This window comes from Chitinophagales bacterium, from assembly GCA_040877935.1.
Lineage (GTDB): Bacteria > Bacteroidota > Bacteroidia > Chitinophagales > CAIOSU01 > JBBDNB01.
Genome location: JBBDNB010000021.1, coordinates 105,813 through 123,046 on the forward strand (window position 1 = coordinate 105,813; position 17,234 = coordinate 123,046).

General features: G+C 39.5%; 14 protein-coding genes. 5 read left to right on the forward strand and 9 right to left on the reverse strand.

Features of this window, described 5'->3' with window-relative positions; translation table 11 throughout:
- Positions 1-6: 6 nt before the first annotated feature.
- The 5 genes from WD048_05400 to dusB form a co-directional block, all read right to left on the reverse strand.
- Entirely contained in the window at positions 7-1,977 is a 1,971-nt protein-coding gene (locus WD048_05400; protein MEX0811633.1) for a hypothetical protein, read from the reverse strand.
- Between the two features lie 32 nt (positions 1,978-2,009).
- Positions 2,010-3,230 (reverse strand): hypothetical protein, encoded by a 1,221-nt coding sequence (locus WD048_05405; GenBank protein ID MEX0811634.1) that lies wholly within the window; start codon positions 3,228-3,230, stop codon positions 2,010-2,012.
- Between the two features lie 161 nt (positions 3,231-3,391).
- Complete coding sequence (locus tag WD048_05410) at positions 3,392-7,627, reverse strand: PKD domain-containing protein (protein MEX0811635.1); 4,236 nt, start codon at positions 7,625-7,627, stop codon at positions 3,392-3,394.
- A 326-nt stretch (positions 7,628-7,953) separates the two neighbouring features.
- Positions 7,954-8,655 (reverse strand): zinc metallopeptidase, encoded by a 702-nt coding sequence (locus tag WD048_05415; protein MEX0811636.1) that lies wholly within the window; start codon positions 8,653-8,655, stop codon positions 7,954-7,956.
- A gap of 54 nt (positions 8,656-8,709) precedes the next feature.
- Positions 8,710-9,717 carry a tRNA dihydrouridine synthase DusB gene (dusB, locus tag WD048_05420; GenBank protein ID MEX0811637.1) on the reverse strand — a complete coding sequence of 336 codons (1,008 nt, stop codon included), beginning with the start codon at positions 9,715-9,717 and terminating at the stop codon, positions 8,710-8,712.
- Positions 9,718-9,759: 42 nt separating this feature from the next.
- Between dusB and WD048_05425 the strand changes: the two genes are divergently transcribed.
- The 5 genes from WD048_05425 (at position 9,760) to WD048_05445 (ending at position 12,910) form a co-directional block, all read left to right on the forward strand.
- On the forward strand, positions 9,760-10,668 hold the full coding sequence (locus WD048_05425; GenBank protein ID MEX0811638.1) for a CPBP family intramembrane glutamic endopeptidase: 909 nt from the start codon (positions 9,760-9,762) through the stop codon (positions 10,666-10,668).
- A gap of 7 nt (positions 10,669-10,675) precedes the next feature.
- Entirely contained in the window at positions 10,676-10,885 is a 210-nt protein-coding gene (locus tag WD048_05430; GenBank protein ID MEX0811639.1) for a DUF2007 domain-containing protein, read from the forward strand.
- A complete protein-coding gene (locus WD048_05435) occupies positions 10,872-11,705 on the forward strand; it encodes a CDP-archaeol synthase (protein MEX0811640.1) in 834 nt (277 codons plus the stop codon). The genes WD048_05430 and WD048_05435 overlap by 14 nt, the downstream gene beginning before the upstream one ends.
- Positions 11,706-11,832: 127 nt before the next feature.
- A complete protein-coding gene (locus tag WD048_05440) occupies positions 11,833-12,489 on the forward strand; it encodes a phosphatidylserine decarboxylase family protein (GenBank protein ID MEX0811641.1) in 657 nt (218 codons plus the stop codon).
- A gap of 22 nt (positions 12,490-12,511) precedes the next feature.
- Positions 12,512-12,910, forward strand: a complete 399-nt coding sequence (locus WD048_05445) for a hypothetical protein (protein MEX0811642.1) — start codon at positions 12,512-12,514, stop codon at positions 12,908-12,910.
- A gap of 56 nt (positions 12,911-12,966) precedes the next feature.
- On the opposite strand, the gene mce is transcribed toward WD048_05445, so the two are convergent.
- The 4 genes from mce to WD048_05465 form a co-directional block, all read right to left on the reverse strand.
- Positions 12,967-13,368, reverse strand: a complete 402-nt coding sequence (gene mce, locus WD048_05450) for a methylmalonyl-CoA epimerase (protein MEX0811643.1) — start codon at positions 13,366-13,368, stop codon at positions 12,967-12,969.
- Between the two features lie 135 nt (positions 13,369-13,503).
- A complete protein-coding gene (locus WD048_05455) occupies positions 13,504-14,586 on the reverse strand; it encodes a glycosyltransferase family 1 protein (GenBank protein MEX0811644.1) in 1,083 nt (360 codons plus the stop codon).
- A gap of 51 nt (positions 14,587-14,637) precedes the next feature.
- Positions 14,638-15,396, reverse strand: a complete 759-nt coding sequence (locus tag WD048_05460) for a glycosyltransferase family 2 protein (GenBank protein ID MEX0811645.1) — start codon at positions 15,394-15,396, stop codon at positions 14,638-14,640.
- Between the two features lie 72 nt (positions 15,397-15,468).
- On the reverse strand, positions 15,469-17,046 hold the full coding sequence (locus WD048_05465) for an FAD-dependent monooxygenase (protein MEX0811646.1): 1,578 nt from the start codon (positions 17,044-17,046) through the stop codon (positions 15,469-15,471).
- Positions 17,047-17,234 lie beyond the last annotated feature (188 nt).

Sequence of the window (17,234 nt, forward strand, 5' to 3'; positions counted from 1 at the left end):
TTTGTTTTAAGTCCAGATATATTTTTTACCCCAGCTTTCTTCTGCCAGTTTTTTAACTTTTTCCAGCAATTTTTTGGGTACTTTTTTCATGCGTTCTTCAATTCCCGTGGGAATATAATGATAGGCATATACCCTGGATGCAAATTCCTCAAAAGGCAAAGAAGATTCTCCCGCTTCTTCGCCTTTTCCATGCACCGAAGGGATAATTTCCTGTCCCCAGTCTTGCCGACCCTCATTATTGGGATTCAGGAAATAAATGCGTACCACACCCTCTTCATCTTTAGCTACACGCAAAAGCGAAACGGCATGAAAACCCAGCATTTCTGCTTTCGATGAAGTAATGAAAAGCCCGATTGGAATAGGATAGGCAACCTTTCTGTTTTCATTATAATCGGGGTGAAAAGCTGCAAAAAAGCATGCTGTGAAGTTGTCGTATTGATGAATTGACAGCATAATGTAGCTGTAGGCTGATGAAAAACCGGTAGGGATCCAGTGTCCATAAAATGCAGGATTCACCCATTTATGTGGATCATCTGTGCGCATAGATGCGCGCTTCATCATTTCATTGTAGATTTTATCGAGATGCGGAACCAGTACTACGGAGAGCGGATCCATTTTATAGTCAAACTCCTGGGTTAATCCATCTAAAATGTCTTTTGAAGCAATTATATCACCTTCAAAGCGCATTTCAAGATTATTGGATGCCGCTACTGAAATGATCATATTGATCAGTTTTGCAGGGGCATGGTCGCTCCACAAACTTATACCTCGTGCAGACTGACAGGTGGGATTCATGCCCTGTCCGACACCAAGCGGTTGTCCCAGTGTGTTTAGAGTGCCTCCGATCAATAATTTCAATGCATCGGCATTTGTAGCTTTTGTAGCTGCAGTTTTCACAAGCCTTTTGGAAATAGTGGGGTGCAACTTCATTTGGCACAGATGCTCCAGGGCATTTTTAACTGCCGGTCTGGATAAAAGTGAGCGGTTGAGCATAGAAGACAGGCCGTAAACTGCCTGGCTGTAATAGTGCTCAAAATGCTCATTAATAAGCTGATAGACAAAGGTTCGGTGTGCATCGATTTCTGCTTTGCCAATTTTATTGAGTGCAAGCGAAAGGTTTAGAAATTTTTTGTGATCCCCTTTTATCAGAAACTTAATCAATTCAACATGATGTTCCGATACCAGACCTTTTGAATCCAGGCTTTTGCCAAAAGTTTCTGCTTCTTCGCCCAAATCTTCTTCGCTTAAATTTTCGAGAAAGCTTTTGTACTCACTTGCATTTCGCTCAAAAGCTGCTTCTGTTGGTCCTTTCACTGCATACAGGTAGCTAAGCAGCGCTCTGTTTTTGGTGTCACTTTCATCGAGCTTTACACTGTCGCTGAGCAGGCGTATAATATCGCGGATATGCCCTGTGAAAACGGGTCTTTGTGCTGTGAGCAATTTCAGCTCTTCCGCCAATTGTTTTTTTATACCTTCAACAGAGAGTCGTTCCAGAATAAAGCGAAATACCAATTGGATTTTACCCAATTCTTCGGGTGTAATTCTGATACGCTGGTCTTCATTCAGCTGGCCATAGATCAAATCGAGATTATCAACGATCACTGTTTCAAGAAAAAACTCTGCTTCTTCAGATGAAATTCCTGAGTCAGAAAAAACACCTTTGCTAATAGCCAGAATTTTCAATTCACTCAATAATTCATAATCAGTAAGCGGGGCTCCGGCTTTTAAAGTGCCTGCTACCAGTTTGGGAACGAGCTGATCTGTCTTTTCCCAAGCTGTATCGGCAAAAACTCCGGCAGCTACAATGCGGTCTATTTGTTCGTAGATATACGCGACACCTTTTTCTGAGCGCATCAGCCTGTCGGCTTGGCTCAGCAATTTCAGCGCCTTATCTTTTTTGGTAAGCGAACTGGCTTCCTCTAGGGCTTTCAAGTGTTTGTCAAGCAACTTTTGCCCTTTCTCTAATACTTCATTCATAAATACTTTCACTTCTTTTTATTCTGGCAATACTACACATAAAACGGAACGTCCTGGTAATGTTCAAGTAGTGTTTTGATTTTTTCTGGGTTTTTACCTCTAAAATTTATAGTTCCAAAATGGTTTCCAAATCCTTCCCGATCACTAACTTTTTGTGAAGCATAAGGAGGCTGAAGGTTGTGGTCTTCAAAATAGGATTCTTCCAATAGTTCTTCAGGAATTTCAAGTTTTGAAATGTTTCCCCTTTTTGGAAATACCATTACATTTCCCACATAATCATCTATTTCAAAATCTTTAGGAGGAAATATTGCTGCTAATTCTTGCTCAGTAGCATTGGGATCATGACATAATACAAAGGCAGCCAGTGCATCAAAATTATAGGCTTTGGAAGCCAGTTCGAGAATATGCCCTCCGGGAATTCTACAGGCCACTTCTCCAAAGAACAATTCGTCTTTTTCATTGAGAAACCACTCTGGGTGGATCATTCCGTATTCTATTCCAAATGCTTTGATCAGTCGGTTTATGGCATCTTCTATCAAAGGTCTTTTGGCTTGTAATTCGGGACCGGCAGGAATAAAATTAGAATAGCCCAATTTTACATATTCCGTGATGTTCAAGAAGCGCAATTCACCGCCATGAATAAATGCTTCACAGGAAAATTCCTTACCCGCCAGATGGCTTTCAATCAGGCAAGGATAATCTTCAGGTTTAACTTTTTCCTCAACATCAGCATGGGTTTTAATAAAGCGGTGCCCAACTGTACCGGCAGCACTAAATGGTTTCATGTGCGCCCATGCATCTTCCTCATTGGGCAATTGAAGCTGTGCTACATTCAGGCGATCAATAAAGCGGTGTACATCTTCATTGTTGTAAACGATTTCAAAATAACCTACGCGCAGACCTTCTATCAGGGCTTTTCTTTTCATCATAGCTTTGTCGCGAAACAACATTGCGCGGTTTAAAACACGAGGATCGTCCCGGTAGATTGAATTTAAAGCTCCAGCCCATTCTACAGTTTCTTCAAACAGCGGAACAGCCACATCAACACCAAAAGCTTTTAGCTTTTCTTCTAAGTCTCTTGCATTTGAACGATCGCTCCATTCATCAAGCTGATAGGGTAGAAAGGGAATATCGTGTTCCTTCGCATAGGATTCAAAATCCGGAAAGGATACAACTACATAGGGTTTGTTTAATTTTTGAACGCTTTCAATCACAGGGAGGCTCCATCCCATTAATGCAAAACAATTAGCCATTGGTTTATAAAATTTTGGTTAGGCCTATAATGTAGCAAAAAGAATTTAAAAAACAAGACTGAGGAAGTAATTTATCAGTTTTGAACAGGTCTAATATGCATAAATACTGTTAAATCGGGCTTATGCTATTGTTTTTTAGCAGCGTATTATATTAAATACATTTATCTTATCAATGTAAAACTGCCTCTGTGAGATTTTTTATAGCCATTGAGGTATTCAATAACAACGTGATAAACAAATACATCCGGATTTAATAATTCACCACGATATAAGCCATTCCATCCATTTTCGATATCATGGGTTTCGAAAAGCAACTCCCCCCATCTGTTGAAGATGTTTAACTCAATATTTTTAACCCCCCGGGCGTATACCTTAAAAGTATCATTGTTGCCATCTCCATTAGGAGTAAAAGCTGTTGGCGCAAAAAAGATATAATCAAATTTGACAAAAACCTCTGCTTTGGCTATTCCCTTGCAGCCCTGTGTGTCGGTGGCTTCTACTGTATATAGAATGTATTCCAGGGGATCGGCAACAGGATCCTGGCAGTCGCTGCAGGTCAATCTCTCTGGATTAAGCCATTCGTAATTAAGATGGGGGTCGTAATTGCCTGAAACGTAAAGCTCCACCTCAGTTCCAAAAATAATTTCAGTGCTGTCGGGTTCTACCTGTAGAATTACAGGGTGATCGGGCTGATCAACATAAAGGCTGCTGTCCGTAGCGCAGGAATATTTATCTGATATGGTAAAACTATAGGTGCCAGAATACAATTCTTCCCGGACAAAGATATTTTCCCCATCGGTCCAATTAATTTCATATGGGAAAGTGCCTCCTTTTGGAATAATAATAATCTCACCATCATTTTCCCCAAAACAGGCAGGCTCTATATAGTGACTAAACTTAGGTAAAGGATAAATTTCTATATCGGCTTCACTGGAGTCCACACAACCAAAACTGCTTTGGGCTCTAAGTTTAATATTGTAAAGCCCTGAATCAGGGAACAGATATGAATAATCGGTTTGAGAAGAAAAATGCATTCCCGAATTGTCCCATTCATAAGAAATGATTTGCCCGTCTTCTACAGCGCTTTCACTGATAAAGAAGGCAGAATCTTCAAGGCAAACATTATTAAAAGTAAAATTTACATCGGGCAGACTATAAACTACTGCGTCTTTGCTAATGGTATCCCGACATCCCTGATCGCTCTCAATTTGCAATGTCACGGGGTAGGTGCCATGTTCTGTGAAATTGTGATTGGGGTCGCTTTGGCTTGAAGCATTGCCCTCAGAAAAATCCCATTCATTGGCAATAATACTGCCGCTGCTGATTGATGAAAGGTTATTGAATATGGAAGTATCTCCAAAACAAACCGGGTCAACTTCAAAATCGGCTACAGGCAATGGGAATATTACGATTTCTTCAGTAGCTGTATCGGTGCACAAATGATTGCTGCTGACAACAAGATTTACAGAATAGGTGTCGGGTGCTGCATAAAAATGATCGGGTGAGCTTGATATTGAAGTGGAGTTATCTCCAAATTCCCAATACCAGTCAAGGATACTACCGCTTTGAATTTGGGAGCTGTCGCTGAATTGTGTTGTATCATTAAAACAGTGATCGTCAAAACCAAAAGCAGCCTCGGGCAAATGAAATACTTCCACCGCTTTAACTGTAGTATCAGCACAGCCGCTGTCAGATACGGTAATTAGCTCCACATCGTATATGTCCGGTGAAAGATAAGCATAGCTGAAATCACAGTCATTTGAAGAATTGCCGTCACCCAAATTGTAAGTACAGTTGGCCAAAGTGCCAATATCAATGCTTGAGAGGCTGTTAAAAACAGTGCTGTCGTTCAAACAAACATCACTTGCATTGAAATCAGCATCAGGACGAGCAAAAACTTCTACCTGCTGGAGTATGGTGTCAGCACAAAGAAAAGAATTGTTTACAATCAATTGCACATTATAAATCCCTGCACTATCGTATAAATGCTGCTGTTGTTGCCCGGTAAGTGTATCACCATCTCCAAAGCTCCATTGCCAGTAATCCAGTGTTCCGTCATTGCTGCTTGAGGTATCTGTAAAAATGCTTTCAAGGCCAAAACAAACAGGATCGGCATAAAATCCTGCATCGGGCAATTCATAAATCCTAAGCTGGCCAAAAGCCGTATCAGTGCAGGCACTGTCGGTCCATACAACAAGTTGTATATCGAAATATCCGGCACTGTCATAACTGTAAACCGGATTTTGATCAGTTGAAATTGTATTGTCCCCCAAATCCCACTGCCAGGCAATTATACTGCCTGAATCTACACGGCTGGAATCCAGAAACACCAAATCTTCATTTCGGCAGGCACTGTCCAGTTGCATAGCGGCAATTGGTAGCGGGTTGTAGTCCAATGTTTTTTCTATACTGTCTTTACAACCAATTCCACTTTCTATCACAAGTTTTATGGGATAAACTCCATTTGAATCAAACGTAAAAGTTGGATTCTGAACCGTATCTGTATTGTTGTTTCCAAAATCCCAATACCAATTTGATATTGTGTCATTTCCCAAAATTGACAGGTCTGTAAATGATGTTACCTCACCGGGGCAGACCGGAGCCTGGTAAAAGTCTGTTGCTGTATTCACAACACTTATATGAACGGTGTCCGGCATTCCCGGGCATAAGCTGTCAATGGCATAAACCCAATACAGGGTATCGTTTTCCGGATTTACAAAAATATTATCCGTAGTGTCTCCCGTACTCCATTCGTATGTTTCGCCTCCACTGACATTGATATTAATACCAGCTCCATAACAGAAACTGTCCTGTTCTACTATATGAACCCTTGGGCCTGTGACTTCCATTACTTGTGTCACTGTATCTTTAGAACACATATTCAGTCGTTCTACTATGAGTTTGACTTCATAAATACCGTAATCATCATATACATGCGAAATAGTGTCCTCTGTATAATAGGTGTTTAGACTATCCCCCATAAACCATTCCCAGGAAATAATTGAGCTGTCGCCTTCCCCAATAAAATTAATGGTATCTCCCGGGCAAATAAATACTATACTATCCTGCTCAGTGTATTCCCCCACCTGATACCTGATCAACGCCCTCAGGTCACTGAGATTTGCACCTGCCGAATAACCATAGGATTCATCATTGCCGTACCCATAAACATATCCAACAACACCACTGTCAGATGCAAGCGTGTGGTTGCCCTGGGTAATGTTTAAGCGGGCATAGGAATAGGTAGGGTTAGAAGGGAATGGAGTAAATTGGCCACCAATATTATTGCCGTCTAAAGTAGCCAGATTTGTATTGGCTGTTGTGGTCACAACATTCAGGTAGTAATTTGTAATAACATTTGAAGTAAAAGCATTGAATGTAATGACTTTAAGTGTTTGTTCTACAGGGCTGAGGTTTATGGTAAATGGATCGGAATTGGTGCCATCACAATCACTTCCCATACTGAACTGATACACAGAAATGGGATTGTTTGAAGTAACAACAGTAGCTTGCCCGGTGTTAAATTGATGATGTTGTCCGGCATTTAAATTAATGGCTGCACCACCATTGATAGAAATTTGTGTGCCATTAACAGAAGCCTGAACCCTGTAGCGGTCATTTGCCCTAGTGAGCAGCGGGGGAAGCACATAGGTCATGCCCCATGTAGATGTTGGAAACATTTGTTCATTTAAATGGTCACAGTATGGACAAATAACACCTGTGCAAATATTTCCGGCAAATAATGCAAAGTCTTTACAGCCATCACCTGAATCGAATGAAGTAACAAGAGAACCACTTAAATCTCCATTTGACTGCACCTGATAAACTTGTCCGGCATTTAATGTCACCTGAAAAGGTACGTTTGCTGCATTTCCATTGAGTGTATTTACACTCGGAACAATTTCAATAGTGGTATTGTCATAGGCTGCTACTATCAAAAATTCTGAAGAGCTGGAAAAGGTTTGATTGTCTTTATATGCCATCACATAATAATGGTTCCCCAAAGTATTTACCGGAGCAACCACAGTAGCATCTGATGTATAACCCTCATAATTTAAAGCAAAAACAGCTACATTTTCTTCTGTTTCTACAAGAATACCATTGGGAAATATTCCTGAGCCAATGGTTTGACCCTGCCCTGTGGGAACTTGAATTTCGGTGGTTGTTCCAGCCGTAACATTGAAATTTTGTGTCCAGCCCTGCAAAGGAATAGATATAGTGCCCGTAGTGTTTACATCAGAACTGATGTAAACATAGAGCGTTGGACCTGAGTAATTTTCCATAAACCCAAGCCAAAACCGATCCCCAAGCGTAGAGAAATTTTGACTTGATACTTGGAAAATACAACTCAAATAAAGTATAATGCAGAGAATGCTTTTCTTCAAGAGAGACAGCATACAACAAACTATTTATGCATTTAAGGCAGTTACCAAAATAGATTTTAAGGAGTGGACACTCCCTTACCTAATTACTTATAAAAATTAGGCTACCGCATAAATATATGAATTTATAAAACAATAGTTTGTAATGATTTACTAGATTTTAGTGAACTGATTTATTCAGCAAAAACCTTTACATGTAATTCCATTAAAGCATTAAGCATACCTCCTAAGACAGCAAATGAACAATGAGTGGTTCTGACGGGTTATATAACTGAAATTCAACAGCCAAAGAGAACCTTTATTTGCGTAAGGGTTCTCTTTTTTTAGGCTATTTCTAAAAATCAATCTCTCCTACCCAAGAAAATAGAAAGGTAATACAGCAATGTGGCCAAAGAACCAAGTGCAGCAACTACATAGGTCATAGCAGCCCATTTGAGTGCGTCTTTGGCACTACTCTGCTCTTGCCCGCTTGTGATTCCAGTGTTTTCCAGCCATGCCAATGCGCGATTTGAAGCATCAAACTCAACAGGGAGTGTGACAAAACTGAAGGTTGTCAATACGCCATAACAAGCAATCAATACCAGTAGAACCAGATCAATTGGGAAAGCACTAAAAAGGAAAAAACCACCAAAGATCATCATCAACATAACTGCATTGAGGATTTTTCCACTGGCTGCCTGAACCGGAACCAATTTACTGCGCAAAGTGAGCCATGCATAAGCTTGTGCGTGCTGAACAGCATGGCCACATTCGTGCGCGGCAACTGCCGCAGCAGCTACATTTCTTCCGCTGTAAACATCAGGGCTCAGGTTTACGGTTTTATTCATTGGATTGTAGTGGTCTGTCAATTTCCCGGGAACAGAAACTACCTGGACATTGCCAATACCATTGTCATGGAGCATACGCTCGGCAATTTCTTTTCCACTCATTCCATTTCTAAGCGGTTCCTGAGAATACTTTTTAAACTTACTTTTCAGTTTCCAGCTTGCGCCCATACTGGCGGCAAAAATCACTACCATTAATACTATATATCCAATACTCATCTTCGTTTATTTATTTTGTTTTTCAATGGAAGCTTATCAAAATCCTTGCCCAATTCAACAAGTGACATTTTGTTCTGTCAGCAGGGGAGAATAGGTCATTTTGACTTGTTCTAAAAGCTCAAAAAGCAATATCGGGTTATCTTCAGTGACAAGCTTAGTTCTAAAAGGTTTAATATTTGGAAATCCCCTGAAATAATTGGTATAATGCCTGCGCATTTCCAGCACTCCCAGCTTTTCTCCTTTCCATTCCAGCGACATTTCCAGATGTTTTCTGGCTGCTTCAACCCTTTCCTCAACAGTAGGTGCCGCAAGATGTGTTCCTGTTTCTAAAAAGTGTTTTATTTCCCTGAATATCCAGGGATAGCCAATGGCTGCACGGCCAATCATAATGCCATCCACACCATATTTGTTTTTCATTTCCAGTGCTTTTTCAGGGCTGTTAACATCACCGTTTCCAAAAACAGGAATGTGCAATCTTGGATTATCCTTCACTCGTGCAATCGGTTCCCAGTTTGCCTCCCCTTTATACATCTGCTTGCGTGTACGTCCATGTATAGATATAGCTTTAATGCCAACATCTTGCAAGCGTTCTGCTACTTCTTCTATTAAAATGCTATTGTCATCCCAGCCCAATCTGGTTTTCACAGTCACGGGCAGTTTTGTGGATTTCACTACCGCTTCTGTAAGCCTTACCATTTTTGGAATATCTTTTAGTATTCCTGCCCCTGCATCTTTGCACACTACTTTTTTTACCGGGCAGCCATAATTGATATCAAGAATATCTGGCTGGGCAGCTTCTACAATTTCGGCTGTTTTGCGCATTGAATCGAGATTGCCCCCAAATATTTGAATGCCAATGGGGCGCTCATAGTCAAATATATCGAGCTTTTGAACACTTTTAGCAGCATCGCGAATTAATCCCTCTGAAGAGATGAACTCGGTGTACATCATGTCTGCACCATTTTCCTTGCACAATGCACGAAAGGGTGGATCACTTACATCCTCCATAGGAGCAAGTAAAAGTGGAAATGTGCCCAATTCCAGTTTCCCAATTTTAACCATGCCGCAATTTTAATTGTAAATTTACGCAATTTCCTGAGTGATATGAATGAACCAACACCGCTTAACAATATTAAACACCCGCTTAAACCACTTCTGCACTTTCTTTTGATCTGGTTTTTATGTTTTTTAAGCTTTAATGTCCTCGGGGCTATTTTAGTGGGTTTTCTTCTCGGTGTAGATCCAGGAAGTCTGAACTTTGAAAGTCTAGCCATTGATGAAAATATTTGGGCACTTAAAGTCATGCAGATATTTGTCTCTGCCGGAAGTTTTCTACTCCCGCCACTGGTTTATATTTGGTTTAAGAAAAAAAGCGTCAAAAAATATTTTGGCTTTCAAAAAGGAATTCAATTCAAATTGCTACTGGGCACAGTAGTGATTGTCTTTTTGTCTGGACCGGTTGTTTATTGGCTTTTGCAGGTCAATCAGCAAATGAACTTCCCCGATTTTATGGGCGGCCTTGAACAATATCTTCAGAGTATGGAGCAGGACAATGAAAATATTTTGATCCGGCTTTTAAGTATGGAAACAATTGGGCAGCTCTTGCTGAATTTATTTATGGTAGCACTTTTACCAGGAATTGGTGAGGAATTGCTTTTTAGGGGTGTTTTACAAAAATTACTGGGCAGGCTGTACAAAAATCCACATCTTGGAATTATCGGTGCAGCATTGATTTTCAGCTTCATCCACTTTCAATTTTATGGATTTTTACCGCGTATGGCATTGGGTGTTTTGTTTGGTTACCTCTACTATTGGAGTGGTAATTTGTGGTATCCTATAATTGCGCATGTTGTGCATAATGGCGCACAGGTTATAATGGTCTACTCAATGGGAGCTGATTTCACTGAGCAGGATTTGGAATCAATTGGTCAATTTTCTCCTTTTATGATCATGATTGCTACCGTATTTTTAATAATTAGCCTGGCGCGTTTTCAATTTATGTCAAAACACTAATGCATTAATGGAAAGTGGATGGAAAAAAGTATATTCGGGAACAGACACGTTTAAAGCCCGGCTACTCAAGGAGAAATTAGAATCCCTTGACATTCGCTGTGTGCTTATGGACAAAAAGGATTCAGCATATGTGATGATTGGAGAAATAGAATTGTATGTGCAGGAAGCTAATTTTTTAAAAGCAATAAATATTATTCAACAGGGTGCAATGGAATAATTTATGGGTGAGGGCTCGAACGGCCTTGTTTTTTGTCGGCACGGTGTTGTTGGCATTTTATCTCAATGTGTGGACATATGCAGTATTGATTGCTTTAGTGATCTTATTTGCTCAGCTTGAACTTGAGAAAATTTTCCAGTTGCTGCGCACAAAAAACAACAGCAGTTTACTCTATCTTCCGTTGACATTATTGCTCTCTCTTTCATCATTTATTCTCACGCTATTGATTGCGCTGGGTTATCTGGATATGAGTTTTGCAGTCTTGATCATTCCTGTGTTGTTTATCCCTTTCATTGTTGAGCTGTGGGCTGATTCCGATCAACCGTTGCGCAATATCTCTTTTCAGCTTTTTGCTTTTATATATGTTAGCTTACCCATGGTTTTGCTCAATTTCATTGCCATTGACCCCGCTGGAAATTACAGGCATTTACTGGTAATTGGCATTATTCTCATTGTTTGGGCCAATGATGCTGCGGCTTATCTAGTGGGCTCCATGATAGGAAAAACGAAATTGTTTGAACGCATTTCTCCCAAAAAAACCAGGGAAGGCAGTATGGGAGGGGTGCTGGGTTCCTTGATTGTAGGTGTTCTGATTCATTATGTTTTTGGAATAAATACTTTACAGGATTGGTTGATACTCGCATTGATACTAAGTATTTCAGCATCGCTGGGCGATTTAATTCAGTCATTGATCAAAAGAAGTGTGAAAATCAAAGATACCGGATCACTTTTCCCTGGGCACGGTGGTGTTTTAGATCGCTTTGATGCTTTCTTTTTTGCCATTCCATTTGCACTGGTCTATGTTTTGTTTAGGTTTTGAATCAAGAAGTTTCCTTTTTCCTGAATTAAACATTTTATGACTTAAATCATTTTCACTCCCCGAATCAAATTTATACCTGTTTACAATTTTATCTTATTTTTGGCATTCCTTAGGAATTATTTGATTTATGACAATTCACAAAGAAGGTTTTAAAATATTAACAGGAGTAGTAGTAGCACTTACTGCCATTAATTTGATCATGCGTTATTTCTACCCTGGAAATCAACAAATGCTTTGGGGGGTATTCATAGCTTCTGCAATTTTGTTTCTTTCAATAGCATCATTTTTCAGAAAACCCAGGCGGGTAATGTTTCTTCATGAAAATTATGTGCTGGCACCGGCTGACGGGCGAATTGTAGCCATTGAAGAAACAGTAGAAGAAGAATATTTTAAAGACCGCAGGATATTGGTTTCGGTTTTTATGTCGCCATCGAATGTCCACGTCAACTGGAACCCTATTGGCGGGATAGTGAAGTATGTGAAATACCATGCCGGGAAAAATTTAGTTGCCTGGCATCCAAAATCATCACTGGACAACGAGCGGAATACAGTAGTGATTGATGACAATGGTAATGAAATATTGATTCGCCAGATAGCCGGCTTTTTGGCACGCAGAATAGTGCATTATATGGATGTTGGACAGGAAGTTGCACAGGGAAAAGAACTTGGTTTCATCAAATTTGGCTCAAGAGTTGATTTGTTTTTGCCCATTGATTCGGTGATTCATGTAGATCTGCGCCAGAAAGTAAAAGGCGGCCAAAGTATTTTGGCTCAAATCCCCTAAAGCATTAAGTATTTTATTAAATTTGCAAACACCAAAAAACAGATCAATTATGAGACAGACAATGAGTGCCCTAATAATTATTCTTTTGTTCTCCGCAACTGCATTTGCTCAAAGCGATGTTAAAGAAGAGAAAGCAGAAATTAAGCCTGCTGTAAAAACACAGTACGCCAAAACAAAACAGGCAGAAAAAAACACTTCAACTATTTATAAGAAAGATGTCCAAGCAGAAAAAGTGGCTAAATCTTCTGAAAAAATTGAAGTTAAAGAAAGAAAAGCTGCTGAAAGTGATGCTGTAATTAAAAAAGAAGCCACTATCAAAAATCCTAAAATCAAGGAAAGCGAAAAAGCCGTTGAGAAAAAAGCCGTAAAATCAAATACCGGTACGATTCAAAAAGATACTAAAAGCAATCCTGAGCAATAGGTGTAAAATTCTGTTTTACTGAAAATTAATAGAAGCCTCCACATTCGGGGGCTTTTTTATTTCATCTCCTGGCACAACTCTATTAAAACACCATTGCTGCTTTTTGGATGCAGGAAACAAATCAATTTATTGTCTGCACCCTTTTTTGGTGATTTGTTCAGCAAATGAAACCCTTCAGATTGAAGTCGCTTCATTTCAGCTTCAATATCTTCTACTTCAAATGCAATGTGGTGTATGCCTTCTCCTTTTTTGGAAATAAATTTTCCAATAGGACTGTCATCAGATTCGGCTTCTAAAAGCTCAATTTTTGAGTTTCCAACTTGAAAAAAAGAAGTGCTTACGCCTTCTGATTCAACACTTTCTTCCTTATATGCAGCTTTATCAAAAAGTTTTTCGAAAAGTTGATTGGAATTTTTTAAATCTTTTACAGCAATTCCAATATGTTCGATTTTAAGCATTTTTTTGTGTTTTGTTTAAGAACCAAAGCTGCAAAATAATTTTAGACGAAATAAACATGAATTTTTTTCTGAAATTTAATGCAGCTTATAGGTGAGCACAAAAGTACGAAATAGAAGCTTTATCAATATCAGGACTTAAATTATGCTCTTATAAAGTCTATTCCACTGAGGCATTATATTTTTTGTTGAGAACTTTTGGACATAAGATTTTCCAGCTTCAGCGTATTCAGTTCTTCGGGCTTTGTCATTGATCAGGTCAATAACAGCAGTTTCCCAAAGTACCGTTTCCAATGGAAGAAAAAGCCCCCCCGATTTTCCAGCTTCTTCCATAGAAGTTCCAAGCGTAGAAATAACAGGAGTACCACATGCCAGGGATTCTGCTACAGGCAATCCAAAGCCCTCATATTGCGAAGGGTATAAAAACAAATCAGCATTGTGATAATATTGTGGGAGTTCCCGATTAGAAATATTGTTTAAAATTTTTACACGGGATTCAATACCGAGCTTTGAAATTGCAGAAAGTATTTTTCTATTATACGCAGCACTTCCATTTCCAACTAAAAACAATTGATGTGGAATTTGCTTTGAGATTTTAGCGAAAACCTGAAGCAAAAAAAGCACATTTTTCCTTTCGCTAAATGAACCTACATAAAGCAAATAAGGATGGTCGGAAATAATTTTTTTTGAAGAATGGAAATCTTGATATGCACCAGAAAGTGACTGGTAGATCAGTTCAATTTTAGATTCAGGTGCCCAGCCCATTTCCAAAATATCGTTTTTGGTCACTTCGCTGATAGCTACAATTTTATCAGCATATTTACAGGCATAGCGCATTTTTGCTTTATAAATCTGTGCATCGGCAAAAGGATACCACTGTGGGAATTTTAAGGCAATTAAATCGTGAATTGTGACTACAAATTTACAGGGTGATTTCTTGTGCGCAACAAAAGGAATTTCATTGCTCAATCCATGATAAATATCTATTTGCTTTTCTCTTATTTCTTTTTTGAGCCCGTATGATCGCCAAAACAATCTGTTTCCTTTTGGAAAAACCACAGGACTTTTAAATGGAATTTTACCCCCGGGCATTTTTGGGCTGAAAAGAAAATATTCCATGTGCGGGATTTCTTCTTCCAGATCGCCAATCAATGTGCGGCTGTACTGACCCAGGCCGGTATGGTTAAAAAAAGCTCTTTTGGCATCAATACCGATTTTCATTCCACTATTATTTTGAAACGGCTAAAAATGGGTGCGATATACTCAGGCTTCTTATTTTTCATTGCGGTAAAGTTCCAAAAGTTCTTTGTACTTTAAATAGGTTGCATAAGCATTGTAACGGGCAATTGTAAAACCGGCACTTCCATCAAGAAAACCTCTTTTCAAAAAATAACCGGTAAAAAACTTAGCGACAGGATTGAGCAGTAAGTTCCAGCTTCCGGCTCGTTTTCCTTGTTTATAGGCTGCACGTGCTGATATACTTGCGAATTTGCACATTTGCTTTTTGAAATCCTCAAAAGTATAAAAGCTATAGTGTAGCAAGTGTCCATTTAAGTAGTCGACACTAACACCTTCTTGCATTTCAAATTTATCGTGTGGATTCAAACCGCCCCACTTGCCTTTTCGGCTGTCCCACAATCGCAGTTTCCTGTCGGGATACCAATGGCCGTGCCATATCCATTTTCCACAATAATTGGTCAACCTGTTCACAAAATACGCATCGTATTCCCAGTTGTTTTTTACTGCCATTATGGCTTTTTTCAGTTCCTCATCTATAGCTTCATCCGCATCTAAGGAGAGCACAATAGGGTACATTGCACAGCCAATAGCCCGGTTTTTCTGCTCTATATGTCCATCAAATTTGTGTTGCACAAAACGCGCGCCCAACTCTTTGCAAATTGCTTCTGTACTGTCTTCTGAAAAACTATCCAATACCACAATATCATCGGCAATTGATTGCACTGAGCGAATACATCGGCCAATGTTTTTTTCTTCATTATAAGTGATGATCACAACACTGATAGGTGGCATAAATTTCTTTTAGTGCGCATTCAAAACTAAATATAAGAATTGTATTCCTTTGCTAATTCAGCGTAATATCAACTACTTATTGATTTTATCGAGCACAGCTTCAGCGCTTTTTTCTCCATCTATGGCTGCTGAAACAATTCCTCCTGCAAAGCCTGCACCTTCTCCACAGGGATACAAGCCTTTTATTTCAGGGTGTTCCAGGCTTGTTTTCTCACGGGGAATACGCACAGGAGAAGAGGTCCTTGATTCTGTTGCCAAAACGATCGCATCAGGATGATCAAAACCTTTCATCTTTTTCGCAAAAGCAATAAAACCTTTTCTCAATCTGGAACTGATACTCTCGGGAAAAATTTCATCCATTTCCACAGACACTGTCCCGGGTTGATAAGAACATTCAGGCAATACTTTGGATTTGCGCTGATGGATAAAATCAACTACACGTTGAGCAGGAGCTGCCTGCGTGCCCCCTGCTAAAGCGCAGGCTTTTCTTTCCATGGCTTCCTGAAATTTTAAGCCTTTGAGTGTTCCGAATTTTTCAAAGGGCTTTAGTTCTTCCCCGTCTATAGGAATCACAATACCTGAATTGGCATAGGGATTGTTCCTTTTTGAAGGAGACCAGCCATTGGTTACTATTTCTCCGGGATTTGTGGCACAAGGTGCAATAATTCCTCCCGGGCACATGCAAAATGAATAAACCCCTTTCCCCTTGATTTGCTCAGCCAGCGTGTAAGCTGCCGGAGGAAGAAATTCACCTCTTTCTTTGCTTTTGTATTGTATTTGGTCAATCAAGGACTGAGGATGCTCTACACGCACACCCAATGCAAAGGGTTTGTATTCAATGGCAATATTTTTCTTGTCCAGCAAATAGAAAATATCCCTGGCCGAATGGCCTGTAGCCAGGATAAGATTATCTGCAAAAAGCTTTTCCTTGCCATTAATGATTATTCCTTTAAGCTGTTTTTTTTCGATAATAATATCGGTGAGCTTGCTTTGAAAGCGCAATTCACCTCCATGTGCCAGAATGCATGCTCTAATAGCAGTGATAATATCGGGCAATTTATTAGTGCCTATATGTGGATGTGCATCCACCAAAATAGTCTCATCGGCACCAAACTGCACAAAAGTTTCAAGAATGCTGCGTACATTACCCCTTTTACCTGAGCGGGTATAGAGCTTACCATCTGAATAGGTGCCTGCACCGCCTTCTCCAAAGCAATAATTGGATTCAGGATTTACAATATGTTCCTTATTGATTTTAGCAAGGTCTCTTCTTCTTGCACGTACATCTTTTCCGCGTTCTATTATAATGGGCTTCACACCTACTTCCAGTAATTTTAATGCAGCAAATAATCCTGCGGGGCCGGCTCCGGCAATTATTACTTGTTTGTCGCTTTTTGCAGGTAAGAAATTTCTATTCTTAAGTGGCGGAAATTCGAGGTCCTGTCCTTTGAGGATATATGCTATTCTAAATTGATAGAATATTGGTTTTTTTCGCGCATCGATTGAGCGTTTGATAATCTTAAAGGCTTCTATTTTGTTGGGGTGTAGGTTTAATTTTTCGGCAATTTTTTCCTTTAATAGAATTTCATCTGAAGCAATTTCAGGAATCAGTCTTATATCAATGATTTGCTTTTCTATGTTACTGCTCATCAAACTTAAAATTGTTTTCAAAAGTACATCAAAGTATGAAGAATGAGGCTATTCAATGAACAAGTAGAAAATTGGAAACAATAAAACATTCTGAGTTACCCTACTTGCTGCTCTGTTAACCTGAGTTCTTTAATTAGTGTTTGGTCGAGACCTCCAATCACTATACTATCATTGAATTTCTGTTAATA